At 62.3% G+C, this 21500-nt stretch carries 11 protein-coding genes; 8 read left to right on the top strand and 3 right to left on the bottom strand.

From position 1 onward, the window contains the following. The first annotated feature begins 11 nt into the window (after positions 1–11). From ACQY7R_RS03675 to ACQY7R_RS03710, 8 genes are all read left to right on the top strand, one after another. A complete protein-coding gene (locus ACQY7R_RS03675; protein ID WP_428304246.1) occupies positions 12–4058 on the top strand; it encodes a LamG-like jellyroll fold domain-containing protein in 4047 nt (1348 codons plus the stop codon). 31 nt (positions 4059–4089) lie between these two features. Next, complete coding sequence (locus tag ACQY7R_RS03680; protein ID WP_428304247.1) at positions 4090–4896, top strand: phosphatidylinositol-specific phospholipase C/glycerophosphodiester phosphodiesterase family protein; 807 nt, start codon at positions 4090–4092, stop codon at positions 4894–4896. Positions 4897–5567: 671 nt separating this feature from the next. Further along, positions 5568–6146: a phosphonate degradation HD-domain oxygenase gene (locus ACQY7R_RS03685; protein ID WP_428304248.1), complete on the top strand. Its 579-nt coding sequence runs from the start codon at positions 5568–5570 to the stop codon at positions 6144–6146. Continuing rightward, on the top strand, positions 6143–7372 hold the full coding sequence (locus ACQY7R_RS03690) for a TIGR03364 family FAD-dependent oxidoreductase (RefSeq protein ID WP_428304249.1): 1230 nt from the start codon (positions 6143–6145) through the stop codon (positions 7370–7372). The genes ACQY7R_RS03685 and ACQY7R_RS03690 overlap by 4 nt, the downstream gene beginning before the upstream one ends. A 103-nt stretch (positions 7373–7475) precedes the next feature. After that, on the top strand, positions 7476–8309 hold the full coding sequence (phnX, locus tag ACQY7R_RS03695) for a phosphonoacetaldehyde hydrolase (RefSeq protein WP_428304250.1): 834 nt from the start codon (positions 7476–7478) through the stop codon (positions 8307–8309). Between the two features lie 506 nt (positions 8310–8815). Beyond that, complete coding sequence (locus ACQY7R_RS03700; RefSeq protein ID WP_428304251.1) at positions 8816–10558, top strand: PEP-CTERM sorting domain-containing protein; 1743 nt, start codon at positions 8816–8818, stop codon at positions 10556–10558. Positions 10559–10878: 320 nt separating this feature from the next. Further along, positions 10879–15117 carry a PEP-CTERM sorting domain-containing protein gene (locus ACQY7R_RS03705; RefSeq protein WP_428304252.1) on the top strand — a complete coding sequence of 1413 codons (4239 nt, stop codon included), beginning with the start codon at positions 10879–10881 and terminating at the stop codon, positions 15115–15117. 126 nt (positions 15118–15243) lie between these two features. Next, positions 15244–16374, top strand: a complete 1131-nt coding sequence (locus ACQY7R_RS03710; protein WP_428304253.1) for a DUF1559 domain-containing protein — start codon at positions 15244–15246, stop codon at positions 16372–16374. 201 nt (positions 16375–16575) lie between these two features. Here ACQY7R_RS03710 and ACQY7R_RS03715 read toward each other — a convergent pair whose 3' ends face one another. From ACQY7R_RS03715 to ACQY7R_RS03725, 3 genes are all read right to left on the bottom strand, one after another. Continuing rightward, the gene (locus ACQY7R_RS03715) at positions 16576–17886 is read right to left on the bottom strand and encodes an aspartate aminotransferase family protein (RefSeq protein WP_428304254.1); all 1311 of its coding nucleotides are present in this window, start codon (positions 17884–17886) and stop codon (positions 16576–16578) included. A 192-nt stretch (positions 17887–18078) separates the two neighbouring features. Beyond that, positions 18079–19260 (bottom strand): substrate-binding domain-containing protein, encoded by a 1182-nt coding sequence (locus ACQY7R_RS03720; protein ID WP_428304255.1) that lies wholly within the window; start codon positions 19258–19260, stop codon positions 18079–18081. Between the two features lie 171 nt (positions 19261–19431). Beyond that, positions 19432–21450 carry a c-type cytochrome domain-containing protein gene (locus ACQY7R_RS03725; RefSeq protein WP_428304256.1) on the bottom strand — a complete coding sequence of 673 codons (2019 nt, stop codon included), beginning with the start codon at positions 21448–21450 and terminating at the stop codon, positions 19432–19434. Positions 21451–21500: the final 50 nt, after the last annotated feature.

Here is a 21500-nt window from a genome sequence, read left to right on the forward strand (position 1 = left end):
TGGAAACCAGCATGCGTAGCCACCTATCGAGTCTCTGCCTCGCGTTGCTCTCCCTTACCTGCTGCGTCGGCGCCGCTTCCGCCGTGGTTAGCAAACGCGTTCTCATCATCGGCGTCGACGGGGCGGGCGGCAGCTACACGCAAACCGCGAACATGCCGAATCTCGACGCCCTCGCCGCGGCGGGCGGGGCTCGCTACGACTGGTTGAACGAGGGCGCCCTCTACGAGAATCCGCCTGAAGGGTACGGCGCCAGCGGCGTCAATTGGTCGACAATCACCACCGGCGCTTCCGCGGCCCATCACGGCGTCATCGACAACAGCTTTGGCGGCAGCCATTTCGATCAATACCCCTTCTTCTTCGAGTATCTCAAGCAGAAAGATCCGTCCCTCTACACCGCGTCGATCGTTGATTGGGCGCCAATCAACGACGTGATTCTCGACAAGTCGACCGCCGATCTCTCCGTACAAGGCGTCGACGACGCCACGGTCGCGAGCACCGCCGTCAATCTGCTCACGAATGGCGATCCCGACGCGATTTTCCTCCACTTCGACCAGGTCGATCACGCTGGGCACAGCATCGGCTGGGGAACCGGCACGTACTACACCGCCCTGCAAACCGTCGACGGTCTCATCGGCAACGTGATGGGCGCCCTCAATGCCCGCCCCGGCGTCGTCAACGGTACGGAGTCGTGGCTGGTGATGGTGACGGCCGACCACGGCGGTCAGGGGCTGTCGCATTACGCGAGCCAGGGGACGATCAACTGGCACGTTCCGTTCGTGATTAGCGGCCCGGCCATCCCCGACGGCGCCGTACTGCCGCAAGGGACGCTGCGGGACGTGGTGCCCACGGCGCTGTGGCACATGGGGGTCGATCCATTCAGCACGCCCGTCGACGGTAAGGTTGTGGGGCTGACGTTCGGCGCGCCGAATGGGATTGTCGGCGACGTCAACCAAGACGGCATCATCGCCGGTAACGGCAAAGGCCCCGCGGCAAGCGACGACGTCACCTCGTTCGTTCAGGGTTGGCTAACCCGCAACCATCCCTCGGTGCTCGAGTCGTACCGCAGCGGCGACTTAAATCTCGACCGCGTCACCGACCTGAAGGATTGGATCATTCTCAACCGCCTTAACCCGGCGATGGCGTCGGCCGCGCTGGCGAGCATTCGCGGCGTTCCGGAGCCCGCCAGTGTTGGGTTAGCAGCTTTCGGCGTGGGGGCGCTGGCCGCGTGGCGCCGCAAACTCCGCCGTGCGAGCCGGCTGTCGGGCGCGGCGGTGCTCGCAGCAACGGCGGCGGCCCCCGTTACGGCGTCGGCGGCGCTCACCGACAATCTGGTCGCGCTGTACGAATTCGATGGCAACTTTCTCGATAGCTCCGGCTCGCCGTTTCTCAGCAACGGGATGCCGGTCAACGGCCCACAATTCACTGCAGGCAAGATCGGCCAGGCGATGTGGTTGCCAGGGGTAAAAGACTACATGTCGCTCAACCCGGCGACGCTGACGGAACTCAACTTCGGCACGACGACCGACTTTTCCGTTTCGATGTGGGTTCGACAGGACGACTTCGTGAGCGACCCGGCCGTCTTCAGCAACAAGAACTGGACGACCGGCGATAACGTTGGGATTAACTGGGCCGTCAAAGGGAACGGGGTCTTCGACCTCAACACCCGAGCGAGCAGCGGCAATCGACTCGACCTCGATACCGCTCAAAACAGCGCCCCGCTCGGCGTCGGCATCTGGAGTCACGTGCTGATGACCATTGATCGCGACGGGCCGACGAAGCTTTACATCAACGGCGTCAACACGGGCACGATCAACCTTTCGTCCCAAGGAAACTTTCAAAGCGGTTTACCCTGGAACGTCGGGCAGGATGGGACCGGCAACTACGGCCCGGAGTTTACCGGCGCCGTCGACGAGTTGGCGATTTGGCGGCGTGCACTTTCACCGGGCGAGGCGAGCCAACTTTGGAATACCGGCGCGGGAATCGACCTCGGAGCGCAGGTGGTCGATTCGAGGCTGCGGTTGGTGATCGATCGCAACAGCGGCCAGATGACGATTAAGAACAACATGGGAGCCACGCAGCCGATTATCGGCTACCAGATCACCTCCGACGCCGGCGCCTTTAACCGAACAGGCTGGACGCCAATTGCCGGGCGACTCGATGATTCGGGCAACGGCACCGTCGACGTCGACGATGATTGGGTCGTGTTGACCGCCGCGAACTCGGTGTCGGACTTTAGCGAGGCGTCGCTTGGCGCTGGGGCGCTCGTCAACGGCGCGTCAATCTCGCTCGGCAACGGGTTGTGGGCGAAGTACCACCAAGAAAACAGCGATGTGAAATTCCTGTACGCTGACGGCGTCGGCGACAACCCGCTGGAGGGAATTGTCGAATTCGTCGGCAACGGCGGCTCGGCGTATGTGCGTGGCGACGTCAATTTCGACGGGCGGCTCGATTCGATGGATTGGTCGACGCTCGCTGGCCTCTCCGGCTCGAACTTCGCCGGCAAGTCGACGGCGCAGCGGTATCGATCGGGCGATCTCAACGCTGACGGGGCCTTCACGATTGACGACGTGCTGCAGTTTCGGCTCGACTTCGACGCTGCCAATGGCGTCGGCGCCTTTGCAGCGATGGTGGCGGGAGTTCCCGAACCGACTGGACTCGGGTTGCTGGCTATCGGTGCGACAATCTTCCTGGGAGTTGGCCGCAAGCGGCCCCTGCGAAGCCGCGTGCGCGGGGCCGCAACGGCCGCCAGCGTCGCGGTGTGCGTGCTCGCGATGAACCCTGCACACGCGACCGTCTACCTGCAGCAAGACTTCAACGGCGTGGCGCTCGGGCCGAAGGTTGACGAAACGCTCGCCGGGACGAACGTGTGGAGCAAGACGCCACCAGTGGGTTGGTCGATCGACGACACCGGCATGCCGGCGACGGGGGGCGTCACCGAGTGGCGCGGTTGGTCGTTCGCGAGCCCGAGTTGGTGGGCCGCCGCGGCTGAGGACCAGGGGCGTTCGCAGTTCACGAAAGGGACCGGCGCCATCGCCATCGCCGATCCTGACGAGTGGGACGACATCGCCCACGCCGCCGGGACGTACAACTCGTTTTTGAAGACGCCCGCGATTTCGCTGGCCGGGGCGGGCGCCGGCGCGGCGCGGCTTCGGTTCGACAGCAGTTGGATGCCGGAAGGAGTGCAGACCGCGACGATCACCGTCGCTTACAACGGCGGTGCGCCGGCGGAGGTATTGCGTTGGGAGTCAGAAGGGGGCAACCAAACGTTCTATAAGCAGGCCAACACGAATGAAACCGTCGTCGTTCCGCTCAACAACCCCGCTGGCGCAACGAGCATGCAGTTGTCGTTCGGCATGACGAACGCCGGGAACAATTGGTGGTGGGCCGTCGACAATCTCACGGTCTTCACGCCGCTGACGCTGCAGGTCGACGCTCAGTCGGGTGCCATGAAAATCCTCGGCGATTCCAGCGTCGCGCTGACGGCGTATGAGATCACCAGCCCGAGCGGTTCGCTCAACCCCACCGGCTGGAAGAACGGCAATCTCGACGCCCAGAACGTCGGCACGCCCGTGCCAAGTAGCGCCGACTTCAACAGCACAGGCGGCGTCAACGCCGCGGACCTCGCGATTTGGAAAACCGCGTTCGGCGCCTCCGCGGGCGGCGATGCGAACGGCGACGGCAAGACCGACGGCGCCGACTTCTTGCGCTGGCAGCGGCAGTTCGGCCAAACGAGCGATCCCGCCTCGACATGGCTCACGCTGCTCGCCAACGACTCAAAACTCATTGAATCGTACCTGCTCGGGAGTTCCACATTTGCGAGTGATCGCGCGATCGGGTCCGGCTATGATGCGGTGCAAGGCGCCCGCGACTTGCAGTTCGTCTACACGACGCTTGCCGGTGAGAAGGCGACGGGGTTCGTGCAGTATGTGAACCTGCCTCCTGTGACGGCTGTGCCGGAACCGTGCGGTGCAATACTCATCGCCTTGGCGGCGTGGCTTGTCTGCTTCAGCAGCGGCGTCTCAAGACGTCGTAGAGCGCGCGACGCCTTGAAAAACTGACTTCCTTTTGCCTTATCGCTCGACACTGCCGATGCGCTCCACGATTTCTTTGCTTTGCACCGTCACCCTCTTCCTGCCGGCAGGCTTCTGCCGCGGCGAGGCGCCTGCCCTGCCCCGCTCGTTGCCGCAGGCTCATTCGCACAACGACTACGAGCACGACCGGCCGCTGCTTGATGCATTGGACCGGGGTTTTTGCAACGTCGAGGCCGATGTCTATCTCGTCGACGGCAAACTGCTCGTTGCCCACGACTGGATCGACCTGCGTCCGCAGCGAACGCTCGAAGCCCTCTACCTCGATCCGCTCAAGGAACGCATTGAGAAAAACGGCGGTAAGCTCTTTCCTGGCGATCAACGGCTGACGCTGCTCATCGACTTCAAATCGGACGGCGAGAAAACTTATCCCGTCCTGGCGGCGATTCTCAAAAAGTACGAAGATCTCATTTCCGGCATGCACGACGGCAAGTGGACGCCGCGACAAATCGACGTGATCATCAGCGGCAATCGGCCAATCGAACTTGTCACGAACGACAAGCAGCGATTGGCAGGACTCGATGGACGGGTGAGCGATCTCGACGGTGTCGACAGCGCCGAGGCAATACCGCTGGTGAGCGACAACTGGTCGTCGCATTTTGAATGGCGCGGCGACGGCGAAATTCCGGCAGAAGAACGTCGGCGGCTTGAGGCGTTCGTTACGAAGGCCCATCACCAGGGACGACGGCTGCGATTCTGGGGAACGCCCGATACGCCGGAGTTCTGGGGCGTGCTGCAGAGGGCAGGCGTCGACGTCATTGGGACCGACGATCTCGGGGCGCTGCAGCGGTATTTCGATCGCGAATGAAGGCGTTCGCGGATGTGGCGCCAATTGACTGGTCGCTGTAGCGGCCAGCCCGGGGGAATTGGAGGGCGTGAAGAAACGCTGACGAGCCCCCCGGATGAGGGAGTTTTGCGTTTTGCGCTTCGGCGGGGGGGCCCCATTAAATGCGTGCAAAAGTCGGGGCCGGTGCCATGCGCTGCAGGCCCTTCACTCACTATTTCTCGAGAAATTTATCGCTTTCTCGGTCGCCTTCATGGGTGACTTTTGACTTTTTTCGCATCAGTGCAAAAGGCGCAAAAGTCGGAACTTGGCGGCGTACGGCGTGAGCGGGAGATTGTTTGCGGAGTGGTTTTCAAAGAGCGATGCTGCCACGCTCAGTAAACGCCAACAGACGAGCGGGCAGACTTCGATCGATCGTACTGTTGCTGTGGGCGTGAGGTTAGTCGCGATTTCCGGCCGGGGGGTGATTGGTCGCGGAAGCGACGAGTCCGATGAACGACCAATCCGTAGGCTGATCTGGCGATTCAGTCGACAGCGGCTAATTCGACACGACGACGAGAGGCGCGACGCAAAGCGTGTGTAGGTCGCTCGGCACTGCGCAAACAGTCCAATAGTTTGCGCTTTCGCCCGACGCCCCTATTTTGTCGGCCCGCGTATGCTGAGAACACGCCTTCGGTTCACGGAGTGATCCCGCCATGCCCCGCCTCCACGTCATCGACAAGATCCAGCAAGTCTTCGAGCGCAAGGGAAGCTCGCTCTACGGGGGCGAAGCGGTTACCCAGGAGCAACACGCCCTGCAAGCCGCGCATCTGGCCGAGGAGAGCGGCGCCTCGTCAGCGCTGATTGCGGCGGCCCTGCTGCACGACGTCGGCCATCTGCTCCACAACCTGCCGGACGACGCTCCCGACGAGGGGGTCGACGATGTCCACGAGCGGCTTGGCTACAACTTTCTGCACCGCTGGTTCGGCCCGGAAGTTTCCGAACCGGTCCGCATGCATGTCGAAGCTAAACGCTACTTGTGCGCAATGGAACCCGGCTACTTTGAAACGCTAAGTCCTCCCTCGGTGCAAAGTCTGGCGCTGCAGGGCGGGCCGATGTCGCCGAGCGAGGTGGCAGAGTACGAAACGGAGCCGTTTTACAAACAGAGCCTGGTCGTGCGTAAGTGGGACGATCTGGCGAAAGATCCCGAGCGGCAAACCCCGCCGCTCGCCCACTACCTTCCCATTCTTCGCGAAGTCTTAACCACGCCGATGGCGGCCGAGGCGATTCCGTGACTGCGCTCAACCATTCGCTGAACTCGGTTCCGCGTTTCAATGGCCAGCGTCCGCGCGTCGCCGTGGTGGGCGCCGGTATCGTAGGCTTGGCTCACGCTTGGGCGGCGGCGAAACGGGGATGGGAAGTCATCCTCATCGAGCGAAATCGACAGGCCCAGGGCGCCTCGATTCGCAATTTCGGGATGGTTTGGCCGATTGGTCAGGAACATGGCCAACTCTACCGCACCGCCGTGGAAAGCCGTGGATACTGGCTCGAACTGGCGCGAGAGACCGGCCTCTGGGCGCGCCCGTGCGGGGCGCTGCACCTTGCTTACCGCGATGACGAACTGGCGGTGCTCGACGAGTTCGCTCAAATGGCGCCGGCGTTCGACTACGATTGCCGGCTCATTCCGCCGCAAGAAGCGCTCAAAATGTCGGCGGCCGCGAAGTCGGAAGGCTTGCTTGCCGCGCTGTGGAGCCCGACCGAAGTCTGCGTCGATCCGCGCGAAATCATTCGCGAGATGCCTAGTTGGCTCGAGCAACGCTGGAATGTCGAGCTCCGCTTCGATTCACCGGTGGAAAAGGTCGATCGGCACGGCGTAACGCTAGCCGATGGCGGCCGAGTGGCTGCCGACCGCGTCGTCGTGGCGGCAGGAACGGACTTCCGGCTGCTCTACCCCGACCTATTCGCGGAAGCCAATTTCCGGCAGTGCAAATTGCAAATGATGCGGACGCCGGTCCAACCGCGCGGCTGGACGCTCGGCCCGATGCTCGCCGGCGGGCTCACGCTGCGGCACTACGAGGCGTTCGCGGAGTGCCCGTCGCTGCCCGCTCTAAAAGCGCGCGTGGCCTCGGAGACGCCCGAGCTCGACAAGTACGGCATCCATGTGATGGCTTCGCAGAACGGGCTGGGCGAGGTCGTGCTGGGCGATTCGCACGAATACGACGCCGAGATCACGCCGTTCGACAAACGCGACATCGACGAACTGATGCTCCGCGAACTACGGCGGATGATCGATCTGCCCGACTGGACCATCGAACAGCGGTGGCACGGCATCTATCCGAAGTCGCCAGGGCTGATTCAGTACGAGAATCAACCGGAGCCAAACGTCGAGGTGGTCATCGCCTCCGGCGGCTGCGGCATGACGATGTCGTTCGGCTTTGCTCATCGGCTGTGGGATCGCTGGGATCCGCTCGATGCGCGGCTGCGCACGACGGCAAACGGCACGGTAGAATCACCGGCCTAGTCGCGGCGGACGTTCCGTTCGCCCACTCTTACGACAACAACCGCCGCTACCCGGTCAACTGGGTCGCGAGCGATTTGCCCCTTCGCATAGGATCTTTCGCGGAATGAGCACCCTCAACACACGCCGCCGGCAAGTTGGTCCCTTGAAAGCGGTCGTTTTCGACTGGGCGGGGACGCTGCTCGACTACGGCAGCCAGGCGCCGGTATTGGCGGTGGTGAGCGTCTTTCGCTCGTTCGACGTCCCCGTTTCGATTGAGGAAGCGCGCGGCCCGATGGGAATGGCCAAGCGCGACCACCTGCGGACGATGCTTGAGATGCCGCGGATCGCCGCGGCCTGGCAGGAAGTCCATCGCGCGCCGGCGGACGAAGCCGCCATCGACAAGCTCTATGCCCGCTTCCTCGAAACCCAGAAAACGTTTCTCGCCGATCACGCCAAGCTTATTCCGGGCGCCTTGGAGGCCGTCGCCGATTGCCGCCGGCGCGGCATGCGGATCGGTTCGACGACCGGCTACACGCGCGAGCTGATGGAAGTGATTGTTCCCGCTGCGGGTGCGCAAGGGTTGGAAGTCGATGCGATGTATTGCGCCAGCGACTTCGCCGAGGGGCGGCCGGCTCCGTGGATGAGTTTTGAGAACGCCCGCACGCTGGGGGTCTACCCCATGGCGGCGATCGTCAAAGTCGACGACACGATTGTTGGCGTTGAGGAAGGCCTCAACGCGGGGATGTGGTCGGTGGGACTCTCCGTGTCAGGCAATATGATCGGGCTCAACGAAGCGGAAGCGGCGGCCATGCCAGCCGCGGAATTGGCGGCTAAACGGCGCACCGCCGTGGAACGGATGAAAGCGAGCGGCGCGCACTTCGTGATTGATTCGGTGGCTGAATTGCCGCAGGTTCTCGACCAGATCGAGAAGTTGCTCGCAGCCGGCGACACCCCGTAAGGCGAGCGGAGGCTGAATCGCCGTTCGCAACGATAGAAGCCACCGGCTTTGCCGATGGACGCAGCAAACGTGAGGCTAACGCGCACTCCGTCCACCATCAGAGCCGGTGGCTTTCACCTGCCGGAATCTGTGAATGCGTTGAGAGTAAATCTCAATACATTTCGGATGGCGATTCCGGCCATGCGCGATGCTTTCGCCCGCTTCTCGCGGGGCCGGTGTGCGCAATGTGCGAGAGGCTTTCGCGAACGACGCAATTCGGCTTAATCTTTGCGCGGGTCGCGGGGAAAGTTTGTTTCGTTTCTTCAAATATCGTCATTACAATCCGTTCAGCAGCCTGGAATTGGTTCGCATGGTGCGAACCCCCATCGGAATTGCTTGCGGACGGAACAACCGCAGGCAAGGAACTGCAAGAGAAGAGGCCGGCGCCTGCTTGGGTTGGAGCGGATCCAACGCGCCGCGAAGCCGATGGCCCCAGCAATCCTTTGAGATGCTCCTGGGAGTCGACAATGAAACGACATCTGGCAGTCTTAGCAGTTGCTGGTTCAGTGGGCGCAGCGTGTCCTGCCTATGCCCAAATTGGAACGATTCTCTATCAAGAAAACTTCGATAGCGTCGCGCTCGGCGACAGCGTCAACGAGCGTCGCGGTCCGCTGAGCTTCGCCAATCTCACGGCGCTCGCTACCGACCCGAATTCCGCTCCGCGTCCCAACGCCTATACGCACACCGGCCCCGTCGGCTGGAGCGTCGACAACAACTTCGACAACTACGGCCTCTACGATGAAACAAACGCCGGCGGTACGGCGGTGTTCAGCACCGATCCGGTGCCGGAGCTTCTCTACCGCATCCCCAACCTCGGTTACGTCGTCGGCAACAAGGGCGTCGGCAACAAAGGCTTGGCCGCGCACGGCGTCGATGAGTGGGAAGGCTGGAGCTTCGCCGATAAGACTTTCTGGGCCAGCGTCGACGATCAAAGCCGATCGGCGTTCACCAGCGCCATTGGCAACGTCGCCGTCGCTGATGCGGACGAGTACGACGACCTCGGCGACGGCCTCGGCGGCAATTACTACAACACCGGCATGACTTCGGCGGCAGTGAACGTCGCTGCTTACGCCGGGCAAAACTTGACCTTCAAGTTCGATTCTAGCTGGAGAGCTGAAGCTCTCGACGACGATCACGTCACGCTCGGTCGCCCCGACAACAATCAAACAGCGATCGTCTACGCGATTTACGACGGCGGCGCGCCGGAACCGCTCGACTTCTGGGATTCGGACGCCGGCAACTCAAACGCGGGCGACAACGTTCCTGATCGGCCGGCTTCGCCTTACTACAAGGCCGACGCGCTCAACGAGAATTTGTCGTACAACCTCGCCATCCCGATGGGCACGACAAACGTTCAATTCGCCTTCGGCTTCATCAATGCGGCGAACGACTGGTGGTGGGCGGTCGACAACCTGTCGCTAGCGCAAGGCGCCAATCCGGCGTTCTGGACGGAAGGGTTTGAGTCGGTGACGCTCGGCCCAAGCACCAACGAGCGGGTTTCGACGGTGGCGGCCTTCGCAAAAGTTACCGCCGCCAACACCGACGCCGGGTCGACGCCCTATCCGAACGCTTTCTCGCACACTGTGCCGGCGGGTTGGAACATCGACAACGCCGGCATTCCGGCCGCCGCGATCGGCAACAACAACATCGGCGTGTTCGAATGGGAAGGTTGGAGCGTCACGACTCGCGCCTTCTCGGCGTTCGCGTCGCAGACGAGCCTCAACAACTTCACGAAGGGCAGCGGCAACATCGTCATCGCCGACTCGGATGAGTTCGACGACTTGGCCGGGGCCGACGGCGTGACCAAGCCGATCACGACGGTGCTCGAATCGCCGACCATCGATATCTCCAGCTTGGCTGCGGGAACGTTGGCGCTGCAGTTCGATTCGAGCTGGCAGGATGAAGAGGGCCAACTCGCCGCGATTACCGTCGACTACGGCGCCGGCGAAGTCATCGTGCTGAATTGGAATTCGATCTCCGGCGACCCGTTGTTCCACGGCACGAACTTGGACGAAACAGTTCTCGTCGATCTCGACAATCCAGTGGGAGCGACGACGGCCAAGGTCCGGTTCAAATACACCGGCGGCAACAACTGGTTCTGGGCTCTTGACAACGTCCAGATCGGGGCCGCCGTGCCCGAGCCTGCTTCGCTCGCCATGGTCGCTGTCGGAGTGGCGGTCGCAGGGGCGACCGCACGGCGCCGCCGCTAACGTTCGCTGACATGCCGCTGTATCACGCCGTTTGTGCGTGATGCAGCGGATGCGATATCGCTTGTCTGCATGTTGAGCAGTTCATCGGCATCCTTGCCGGAGCCCCCGGCAAGGATGCGACTTGTGTCCCGTGCGCTGTGGTTACGCGGTTCACTCACAAGGAGGATTCTGGGGTCGTCGCGGGCAGCTGCGTCGATCGTCGTCGGTTCGATTTCGCGCGTCACGCTCGCCGAGACCGCGTTACCACCACCCGCCTATCGGCAAGCCGCGCTTGTTCGTAGGCCTCCCCTAATTCAATGAGCCAATCTCCGATGAATGCCATGGTTCGCCGAACGATTCGCCATCTAGCCATTGCACCGATCGCCTGCGTGGCGCTCTTCCCAAATATCTCCTACGCCGTCGACTTGCTCACGGAGAACTTCGAGGGCCTGACGCTCAATCCGATCGTCACGTTCGACACCGAAATTCGCAGCCGGGCCGCGTGGACGAAATCGGTGCCGACCGGTCCCGGAACCGAGGGAACTTGGTCGATCGACGACAGCGGCATGCCTGCGGGCGTGATGAGCAACCCGCTGATCGGCGTCACCGAATTCGAAGGCTGGACGTTCGTCGATCGCGACTGGTGGATCAACACGGCCGGTGATCAGGACCGGGCCAAGTTCGTTAGCGCCAGCGGCAAGATCGCCGTCGCCGACTCGGACGAATGGGACGACTTCGGCACCGCGTCGTTGGATAGCCTGCCCGCCGCCGACCGTGATTACGATTCCAAGCTCAAAATTTCCGCCATCCCGCTGCAAGGCGTCGCGGCGAACACCGCCAAGCTCTTCTTTCACTCGTCGTGGCGGCCTGAAGACAACCAAAAGGCGTCGCTAACGGTGAAGTACAACGACCCCGGTGCAACCGTCATCGAGTTGTTTAAGTGGGCGTCGGTCGAATCGGATCCAAACTACAAGCCCGACGCGGTGAACGAGGCGGTGAGCATCAACATGCTCAACCCAGCCGGCGCTACCACGGCGTCGCTGGAGTTCCGTCTGTGGGATGCGGACAACAACTGGTGGTGGGCTATCGACAATCTCAACATGTTCACCGGCGCGTCGCCCGCTCAGGATGGCGCCTTGCGGCTCACCATCGATCGGGGAACCGGGCAGGTGAGCATCGCCAACAATACGAACGGCGTGGTGAACTTGCGGGGTTACTCCATCCAATCAAGCAAGGGAACACTCGACGAAGTCGCCGCGACGTTTCTGGGCGACGCCAATCCGAATTGGACGATTTTCGACAGCCCCGAGCACTCGGAACTAAGCGAGGGGTACATCCCGGACCAATACGCCATGCCGACGTTCGCGTCGAACCCCACCCTCGGCAAGATTAATCTCGGAACTTCATGGCGCAAGTTCCACGAAGACATTAGCGATATTTCGTTCCAATATTTGATCGCTGGCAACAACACGCCGCAAACCGGCATCATCGAATTCGTCGGCAACTCTAACCAAACCTTCAACCCTCTCGATCTGAACTTCAACGGGTCGATCGAGATTGGCGACTATGCAGCGTTTTTGGCCGGATACAACGTCACGCTGACAGGAAAGACCGTGGCTCAGCAATACAATCTCGGCGATTTGGATGGCGACAAGAAGCACACGGTGAAGGACTTCTTGATTTTCAAGAGACAATACGATGCGGCGCTCGGCGCCGGGGCGTTTGCCGCAGCATTGGCGGCGGTTCCTGAGCCATCGACGGCGGCGCTCGGCATGATCTGCGGAGTGGTGGGGCTCTTCGCCGGTCGTCGGCGCCGTCGTCGGCTTTCTTCTGCAGCGGCCGTCGCCGTCGGCGTAATGATCGCCAGCGCCGCGACGCCGGCGTCTGCCAACTTACCGCTGCTCGTCGAAAACTTTGAAGGGGTCGTTCTCGGCCCGAGCCCTGACGAAGATCCCAGCAAGCTCGCCGTTTGGAACGGCAGCGGCCCCGCGGGTTGGACCGTCGACCGCACCGGCGTCCCGGGCGTCGGCAATCCCGATACCGACGGCGTCACCGACTGGGCAGGTTGGGCGTTCGCGGATAAGGATTTCTGGGTCAATGCATCGGGCGACCAGGGTCGCGCCAACTTCACACGCGGCAGCGGCACCGTGATGATCGCCGACTCGGATGAGTGGCAAGACAAGAACGTGGCGCCGAAAGATTTCTTCGACACGTTCGTTACGACGCCCGTGATTCCGATTCCCGCAGGAACGCCGGCGGGCAAGATCAAGCTCGCCTTCGATTCGAGCTGGCTGCCGGAAAATCCCGCAGGCCTTGATTACGGCGCCCCCATCGGCACGCTCCATAACCAAACGGCCACGATTCGCGTGAAGTACGGCGCCGGGGCGTTTGCACCCGTGCTGACGTGGGATTCGACGCCGGCGTCGGGCGTGTACCACGGCCCGGAAGCGCCGGATAGCAACCCTAACACGATGAACGAAGCGATCCTGCTCGACCTGAACTACAACGGCACGGCGACATCGGTGCAGCTTGAGTTCGGCCTCGGCAAATCGTGGAACAACTGGTGGTGGGCGATCGACAATGTTCGCGTCTTCGTTCCCGCCGAGCCGTCGATTCTTCGCGTGAATACCGCGACGGGAACGGCGTCGATCGTCGGCGGCGACGTGATCAGCACCTCGATCACGAGCTTCGACGTCTCCAGCACGAACGGCAACCTGGCGCCGACCGGAAACGTTGGGTTGAGCTTCACGAAGCCGAACTCGATCGACGGCTCCGACCCTGACGCGATTGTCGGCAATTCGATCAACGAAACTTGGCAGCTTGGCGCCGCCAATCCGAACCAGTTTGCCGAGTTCTTCCTCGACGGCAATTCGGCCTTCACGTCGAGCCGCACTGAATCGCTGGGCAAAATTTTCAACACGGCGACGGCCCCGGCGAATCGTGATCTGCAGTTCACTTACACGACGATCTTCGGCGACGTGATCAACGGCATCGTGCAGTACGTGTCGACGCCGGCGAACGCCGACTTCGACGCGGACGGCGACGTCGACGGCGCCGACTTCCTTCGCTGGCAACGCGGCTTCGGCACCGGGACGACTTTGGCCCAAGGCAATGCAGATGGAGACAGCGACGTGGATGCCGACGATCTCGCAATCTGGAAGACGCAGTATGGCATGACCGGACTGGCGACCGCCGCGACGGCAGCGGTTCCCGAACCGGCCAGCATCACGCTGTTCGGCGCCGCCCTCGGCTTGGTCGTTTCGTTCCGCCGTCGTTTCAGCCGACGGTTGGCTCCGGCAACCGTCGCCGCTGTAGCGGCGGTCGTCGCGACCTCGACGGTCGCGCTGACGCCATCGGCCGCCGAGGCGCAAGTTGTGCCGGCCCCCTTCGTTGATCGCAACTACCGAATGGGCGACACCGAACCAGGCGCCGTCAACGGCGGCACGGTGAACGTCACCTTCGATAGCGCCGGGGCGACGGGGATGAACCAGCTCATTGACATGACTGCGTTCACCAAGGCGTCCGTGAAACCGACTTACGTCACCATTAGCGGACGGCCCGACGGCGGCACTGGCCTCGGCATCCGCCTTAACGCCCTGGCGACCGACCGCAATTTCCTCCGTACGGCGCCGGACGAAGCGCTCAATTTCCCTGAGAAGTCGCCGTCTTCGTTGGATGGCACGCTTCCCAACGGCACGCTCGATTACGCCTATATCAACGATCGCGGCTTCCAACTCTGGGTGCAGCCGGCGGTATCGGCCGCGGTGCAGCACATCGTGATGGATACGAACAATCACGGCGTGTTGATCAATGCCGCGGGGAAGTTTTCGATGCGGTATTCGAACCTCGACTACGTAGGCCAAACCACCGTCGTGCCGAACACCTGGTACCACCTGATGGTCGTCCGCCCCACGGGACCGGGCGGCGGTTCGATTCTGTACGTTAACGGCGTCGCCGAGGCGGCTGCCACGGGCCTTTACTTCGGCGAAGACGCGCCCAATGACGAAGTCGATGCGACGAAGCAGGACAACAGCCCGCTGGTCGTCGGAGCTAACACGAGCGAATCACCGCTCAGCTTAGCGAACAACAGCTACTATCGCGGCATCGTCGACGATCTAGAGATGTTCGTGGTGGGTCTCAACACGACGTCTGACCGGGGCGAGTTCAAGTTTGAACGCGACAATAAGTACGCGGCGTTCTTCAAGCCGACGCACGTCGCCGACCTCACAGGCGACAACGCGATCACGATGGCCGACGTGACGATCTTTGCCAACCACTGGTTGGATGAGAAGGTGCTCTCCTGGACGCAAGCTGGCAATCCCCGCTCGCTGGTCGTCGGCGACCTGAGCACCCGGATGATCGGCGACCTGAATTACGACGGTCGGGTCAATCTCGCCGATTGGGCGATCTTGAATCAGGCCAATCCGGCGATGGGCGCCGCGGCGATGGCGCTGATCCAGAGCGTACCGGAACCCGCTGCCTGCATGCTGGGAGCGATTTCACTCGTGGGACTCGTCGCGACGGTTCGGCGGCGCAATCCGTCTGATTGTCGTCGGCGTCGGCCGCAAGTCGTCTGCTGATCTGCGCACGAAATACTGGGGTCCGCGCAACGAAGTTACTACAACTAGCTACCGGAAACGTTGCTTGGATTCGTCCATTTACCGTCAACAGCTTCAACACACTCGTTTCGACACGGAGCGTCTGACATGGTTTCCTTCTTTCCCTCGCCTCGCCGTCGGCGATCGACAGGTTTCACCCTTGTCGAGCTACTGGTGGTGATCGCCATCATCGGCGTCTTGGTCGCCCTGCTACTGCCGGCAGTGCAAGCTGCTCGCGAAGCGGCGCGACGGAGCCAATGCATGAACAACCTGAAGCAGGTTGGCTTGGCGATGAACAACTATGAAGGAGCGCACAAGCATCTGCCGCCGGGCGCCCTCATGAATGAAGGAAGTGCTTGGTCCGCCTATCTGTTGAGCTACCTTGAAGGGGGAAACGCCTTCAAAAATCTCAAAATTGGCGACAACAAAAACTTCAATATGCAGTGGGGGCACCAAGGCGGTCCTTATACGGATGCGTCGACGCTGCCAGAGGATGAGCGCAACGTCGCGGTCATCGAAGGCGTGATGCCCGCCTATCGCTGTCCCTCAGCGGGATTGCCGGAACATCAGCTGGACGTCACCGCTGACGGCTATTGGATCATGAAGCGTTCGCCTGTCTCCTACATCGGCGTCGCGTCGGGACTCGTCTCGCAGCAATATGCTGGCGGCTCTGTGTACTTCCTGAAGGGTCATCCCAAAACGGCCGACGGAAATACCGAGGGCGACGGCAACGATTTCTACGAAGGCGCCGACGGGGTGCTCTACGGCATCGACAAAGACGACGTCGCCGACAAAGGGGTGAAGTTTTCGTGGGTCGAAGACGGCACCTCGAACACGGTCATGGTGGGCGAAGCCGTTCACGACTATGTTACGCAAGAAAACCAGGGCGGAATCGCCGAGAAGAGGGCCGGAAATCGTAAAGACCACTGGTGGGGCGGTAGTGACGATATTGACACCACGCCAGGATCGGACCTATCGGAGTTTCTCGGCTCAACGGCGGTCGCCCCTAACTACCAACGCGCCACTCCCGAAGAGCATCAGCAGTGGTGCACCAACGAAGAGTCGACGAAGTGCCAATCGCTGCAATTAGCGTTCGGCAGCGAACACACGGGCATCGTCCAGATGGTGTTCGTGGACGGGCATGTCGAGCAAATCCAAGACAGCATCGACGCTCTTGTCTGGAGTAACTACGGTTCGCGGGCGAGCCAGCTTTTGGATACCGGCGCCGTCCGTCGGTAGCCAGACGGCAGCATGGCAACTTTCAACGAAAACGCCCCCGGAATTTCCGGGGGCGTTTTTTCTTTGCGTTGGGCCGAAAGGCTTGGGTTGCTAGTTCCCGAAGCACCGCGACGCGCGCGGGAATTTCTGCCGCTTTGCGTTCGGCTCAGTCTTGCACCAGCAGCCGTCGAGCACGCAGCGTTAAGTCCGTGGCTGCGACCGCTACGCAAGAGCCGTAGCAGTTGCGGCGTCGCGAGTCACGATGCTAACGGCTTGAGCAAACCGTTCGCAGAACTCGTCGCAGGTCGCTTCGGTGTGGGCCATCGACAAGTAAAGTTTCGTCCCCATCGGATTGAGGAAGACGCCGCGCTCGAAAAGTTCGAGCATCAGCTTGCGACCAATGCGGGCGTCGAGATGGCGGCTCGTGCGGTAATCGCGGGGCGTCACGTCGGTGAAGGCGACCTGGGCGATGGGGCCATCGCCGAGAATCTGAGCGTTCACGCCTTGCTCGGCCAGCACCGTCGCCATATTTCGCCGCAGGTAGGCTCCCAAACGATGCAGGCGAGCGTAGACCCCTTCGCCGCGGTAGAGCGACAACGCGGCGCTCGCCGCCGCCGTCGAGACCGGATTGCCGCCTAGCGTCGACGCGGTCCACACGTACCCCGACTGGCCGAGTTGGTCTTCGCAAACCTGCTCCATGATCTGGCGCCGGCCGCCGTAGGCCCCAATCGGCAACCCGCCGCCGAGCGCTTTGCCGTAGGCGACCAGGTCTGGGATCACCCCGTAATACTCCTGAGCGCCACCGTAGGCCAGTCGAAACCCGGTCACTACTTCGTCGAAGATCAGCAACGCTCCGGCGCGGTGCACCAATTGCTTCAGCCCCGCTAGAAAGCCTGGTAGCGGCGAAATGCAACGTTGGAACGGCTCGGCGATGACGCCGGCGATTTCGTGGCCGTGGCGTTCGAGAATTTCTGCAACCTTCTCAAGGTCGTTGAACGGCGCCACCAGCGTGTTTTCGCCCGCGCCTGGTTCGATACCGGCCGATGAGCTGACGGACTGCGGAAACTCGGGAGGATCGCTCGGAAACAGGCTGACGACGCCGACGTCGTGCGAGCCGTGGTAAGCGCCCTCGAATTTGAGAATCTTCGGCCGGCCGGTGAACGCCCGCGCGAGCCGCAAGCAATACATCGTCGCTTCGGTCCCGGAGGCGGCGAAGCGGAGTTGATCGCAGGCCGGACTGACCGCGAGAATCTCTTCGGCGAGTTGGAGCGAAGCTTCCGTCACGTACGAAAAATTGGTTCCGCGGCCGACTTGCTCGCGAACGGCTTCGACGACCGCCGGGTGAGCGTGGCCCGGCAGCACCGATCCCCATCCCATCGAGAAGTCGATCATTCGCTCGCCGTCGCTGGTCCACAGCTCGCACCCGGCGCCCCGAACGATCACTTTCGACAGGCGGGGAGGGAGATTGAACTCGCCGTTGCAGCCGGCGGGAAAAACAGAGAGCGAGCGCTCGACGGCAGAAGGGATCGACATGGCGAACTCACCGGGGGTGACATACGAAATGCGTCAATTTCTCCCCAGAGTAGCCGCAATTGTCGCTGCAATTGACAGGGCAACGCGCAGCGTGCGCGACGCTTTGCGGCTGCAAGCAATAACCGCATGAAGATCGTCTCGCGGGGAGACGGTTGGAGTCGCAAACGCTCTTCCGCGCCGCCGCAAACCGGCCTAGCGGGCCGCCTGCTCCTGGCGGTCTTTGCGATGCTGTTTGCGGAACTCCGACGGCGTCGTTTTCAATTCGCGACGGAAAGCCCGCGTGAGCAGTTCCGACCGTTCGAATCCGCACGCCACGGCGATTCGCGGCATCGCCCAAGAGGTGTCGCACAGCAGCTGCACCGCGTGGTCGACGCGGACGCGGCGGATTTCCTGGGCGGGCGAACGCCCTAGGCATTTGCGGAAACCCTTCTCCAGCGCGCGACGACTGATCGGCACCTCGCGGAGAATGTCGGTCACCTGAATATGGCGATGGCTGTGCTGCTTGATGAAATCGAGGGCCAGCGCCAAAAGATCGTCGTTCACCGCGACGGTGTCGGTCGATTGACGGGTGATAACGCGCGTCGCCGGGACGTAAATCGGCTCGCGCGGGGCTTCTTCGCCGGCGATCAGTCGCGAGAGCAACTGTGCAGCGGCCCAACCGACCTGACGCGGCGAGTGATCGATGCTCGAGAGTTGCGGGCTAGAGATCGTGCAGCTCAGCAGATCGTGCTCGCCGCCAAGCACCGCCACTTCATGCGGCACGTCGATGTTCGCCAAGTGGCACGATTCGGTGACTTGCCGCGCTTGCACGCTATCGAACGCCAGCAGGCCAACCGGCTTCGGCAGCAGCTGCAGCCACTCGACCATCCGCGCCAGCTCCGAGGCGGTCGGGAAAAAATTGTCGATCCCCGGTTCCGGCACGAAGGCATGGCACGGGAAGGTACGGCGCCGCAGGGATTCGATAAACGCCTGACCGAAGCGGTCGACGTAATTCGGCCGAGTGGTCGACGGACAGTACGCAAATTGCCGAAAGCCGCGATCGATGAAGTAGTTGGCCGCCAACTCGGCGATATTCTCTTCGTCGCAGGTGCAGCGGGCGATCTCTCCCTCGCCGTAGCGATACCAAGAAACGTTCACCGCCGGAATCCGCTTGGCGATCAGCTGATCGGCCAATTCCTGGTTGGTGACGCGGGCAATGACTCCGTCGCCGTCCCAGTTATCAGGGAGAATCGAGCGGTCGTACTTGCCGCGCGGGCCGAGGAAGCATTGCCAATCCTCGTGAGCGTGGGCGTACTCCGCGATCCCCTCGATGAGGCCAGAGCCCCACGTCGTGGCGGTGTCAATCAGCAGCGCAACTTTGGCACGCTTACTCATCGGCGAACTACGACGCGATCCTGCGTCGCCCATGGGAGAAGAAAACCGCCGCCCTCCCATCATCTAACGCGGAATGTCTGTTTTCAACAGCAGGGCGACGCTTTTTGCTTGAAACTCTTCGCGAGAGGAGCTTCATGGAATCTTCGCCATCGAGCAACCTAGCGGACGGGGTCACTTGGCCGTGGCGTGCTCTTCCCGCAGCTTGCGGATCGCTTCGAGCTCGGCGTTCTGCCGTTCGAGATCGTCGATTTTTCCCTGAACTTCGGCAACCTTCGCGTCAGCCTCGGCGGCGCCTTGGCTTTGGGCGGCAAGTGCGTCGCTGAGGGTCTTGAGCGCCGCTTGAGCTTCCGCGACTTGCTTTTGGATGGCGGCGAGTTGCTCGGCGGCGGTGGCGGCGACGCCTTCTTGCTTGGCAACGTCGGCCTGGGTGGCCTTCACCGTCTCTCGAACGGCGCCGGCCCCCGTTTCAGCGGCGACGAGTTCCTGCTGGGCGACGCCAAGTTGTTCGATCACCGCCGTCGCCGCTTTATCGACCGCAGCTTTCTCGGCGGCTATGGTGGCCAAACGCTGCTCGGCAGCGGCTAGCTGGGCGGCCTTCTCGGCTTGCAATTTGGTTTGGCTTTCAGCTGCTGCTCGGGCATTAGCGAGCGCCGCTTCGGCAGCCGCAACTTGGGATTGGACAGACACGAGCCCTTCACTCGCGGCTTGCGCTTCGGTGCGGAGTTGACCAACCTCCGTTTCGACGGCGACGAGGCGCGTCGCGACGGTCGGCGGATTGGGATCGAACGCCGCCACCTGGGCGCCGTCCGCAGCATTGAGCACCCGCACGTTTCCGCGCCAGTCGGAGGCGACGACTCGGGCGCCATCGTGCGTGAACCGCGCGGCGAGGCCGAGATCTTCGAGCGTCGTCAGGTCGCGAATATGGGCGCCATCGGCCTTCCAGAGTTTTACGACCTGATCGCGGCCTGTCGTCGTCAGATCGCCTGCTGACGAGAAACGGACCGAAGCGACACCCCCGCCGTGAGCCGCCCAGCTTTTGATCTGTTGTGAGTCGAGTTGCCAGAGCCGCACGGTGTCGTCCTCGCTAGACGACGCAACGACAGCGCTATCGCCGCGCCAGGAAACGCTAGTGACTTGCTCGGCGTGACCGCGCAGGTCGCCGCGTTCGCGGCCGGTCTCGGCGTCCCACAGCAGCAGGCCGCCGCTGCGGTCGCCCGTGACGAGGAACTTGCCGTCAGGGCTGAATTCTAGGGCCGTGATCCAGTCGGTATGCTTCGTGATCTCGTAGGCGAGGGAACCGTCGGCAACGCGGTAGACGCGAACTACCTTGCGCGGCCCGCCGATCGCAATGAGACCGTGGTCGGCGCGAAGGTCGGCGGCAATCACGGCGTCGAGCTCGTCGCCGACCGCGGTGAGCCGCTTGCCAGTCTTCACGTCGTAGAGGACGGCCAAGCCACGGGCGGCCGATTCGCCGCCAGCGGCGAGCAGCATGCTGCCATCGCGGCTGAACTGCAGCACGAACGGCATTCCCTCGACGAAAGGCAGCACGCCGAGATGCTCGCCCGAGTCGGTGTTGTAGAGTGAAATTTGGAATGGTGCACCGACGGCCGCAACCGGCGCCCATGGGCTGACGGAAAGCGACGTCGCCGCCCCGCGATGCTCAGCATGGAGCACCGGCTCGCGCAGCAGTCCCTTCGGCATCGCCGGCTCGCCGGCGGGGCGATTGTCGGCCGAAGGCGTGAACGCCGCGACGGCGTTTTTCTTCGGCGCCCGCTTTTGCGAATCGCCTTTTTCGAGCAAGCCCCCTTCGATCCATTTACGAATCATGTCCAACTCGGCGTCTGGGAGCTTCGCGCCCCCAGGCGGCATCGAAGGGGAAATTTCGTGAGTCACCATCAGCCAGAGTTGCGAACTGCTGAGATCTTCGGCGAAGAGCACCTCGCCGCTGGCGCCGCCGGTCATCGCGTTAGCGTACGAATCGAGCCCGAGGTCGTTCTTCTTCGTATCGGGCCCGTGGCAGGCGAAGCAGTGTTGTCGGAAGATTGGCTGGACGTGATCGGCGTAGGTGATCTTCTCCGCGGCTTCGTCGGCGCGCGTCGCAGCGACGAAGTTCGCTGATAATCCCATTGCCAGCAGCGCCATAAGCGAAGTCTGGACGATTTTCACTGCGTCAACTCGTTGAAAACTCATAGCGCTCATCAATTCAAGAACTACTGCGAATCGTCCAGCTCGTACCGCGC

This window comes from Lacipirellula sp., assembly GCF_965279485.1.
Lineage (GTDB): Bacteria > Planctomycetota > Planctomycetia > Pirellulales > Lacipirellulaceae > Lacipirellula.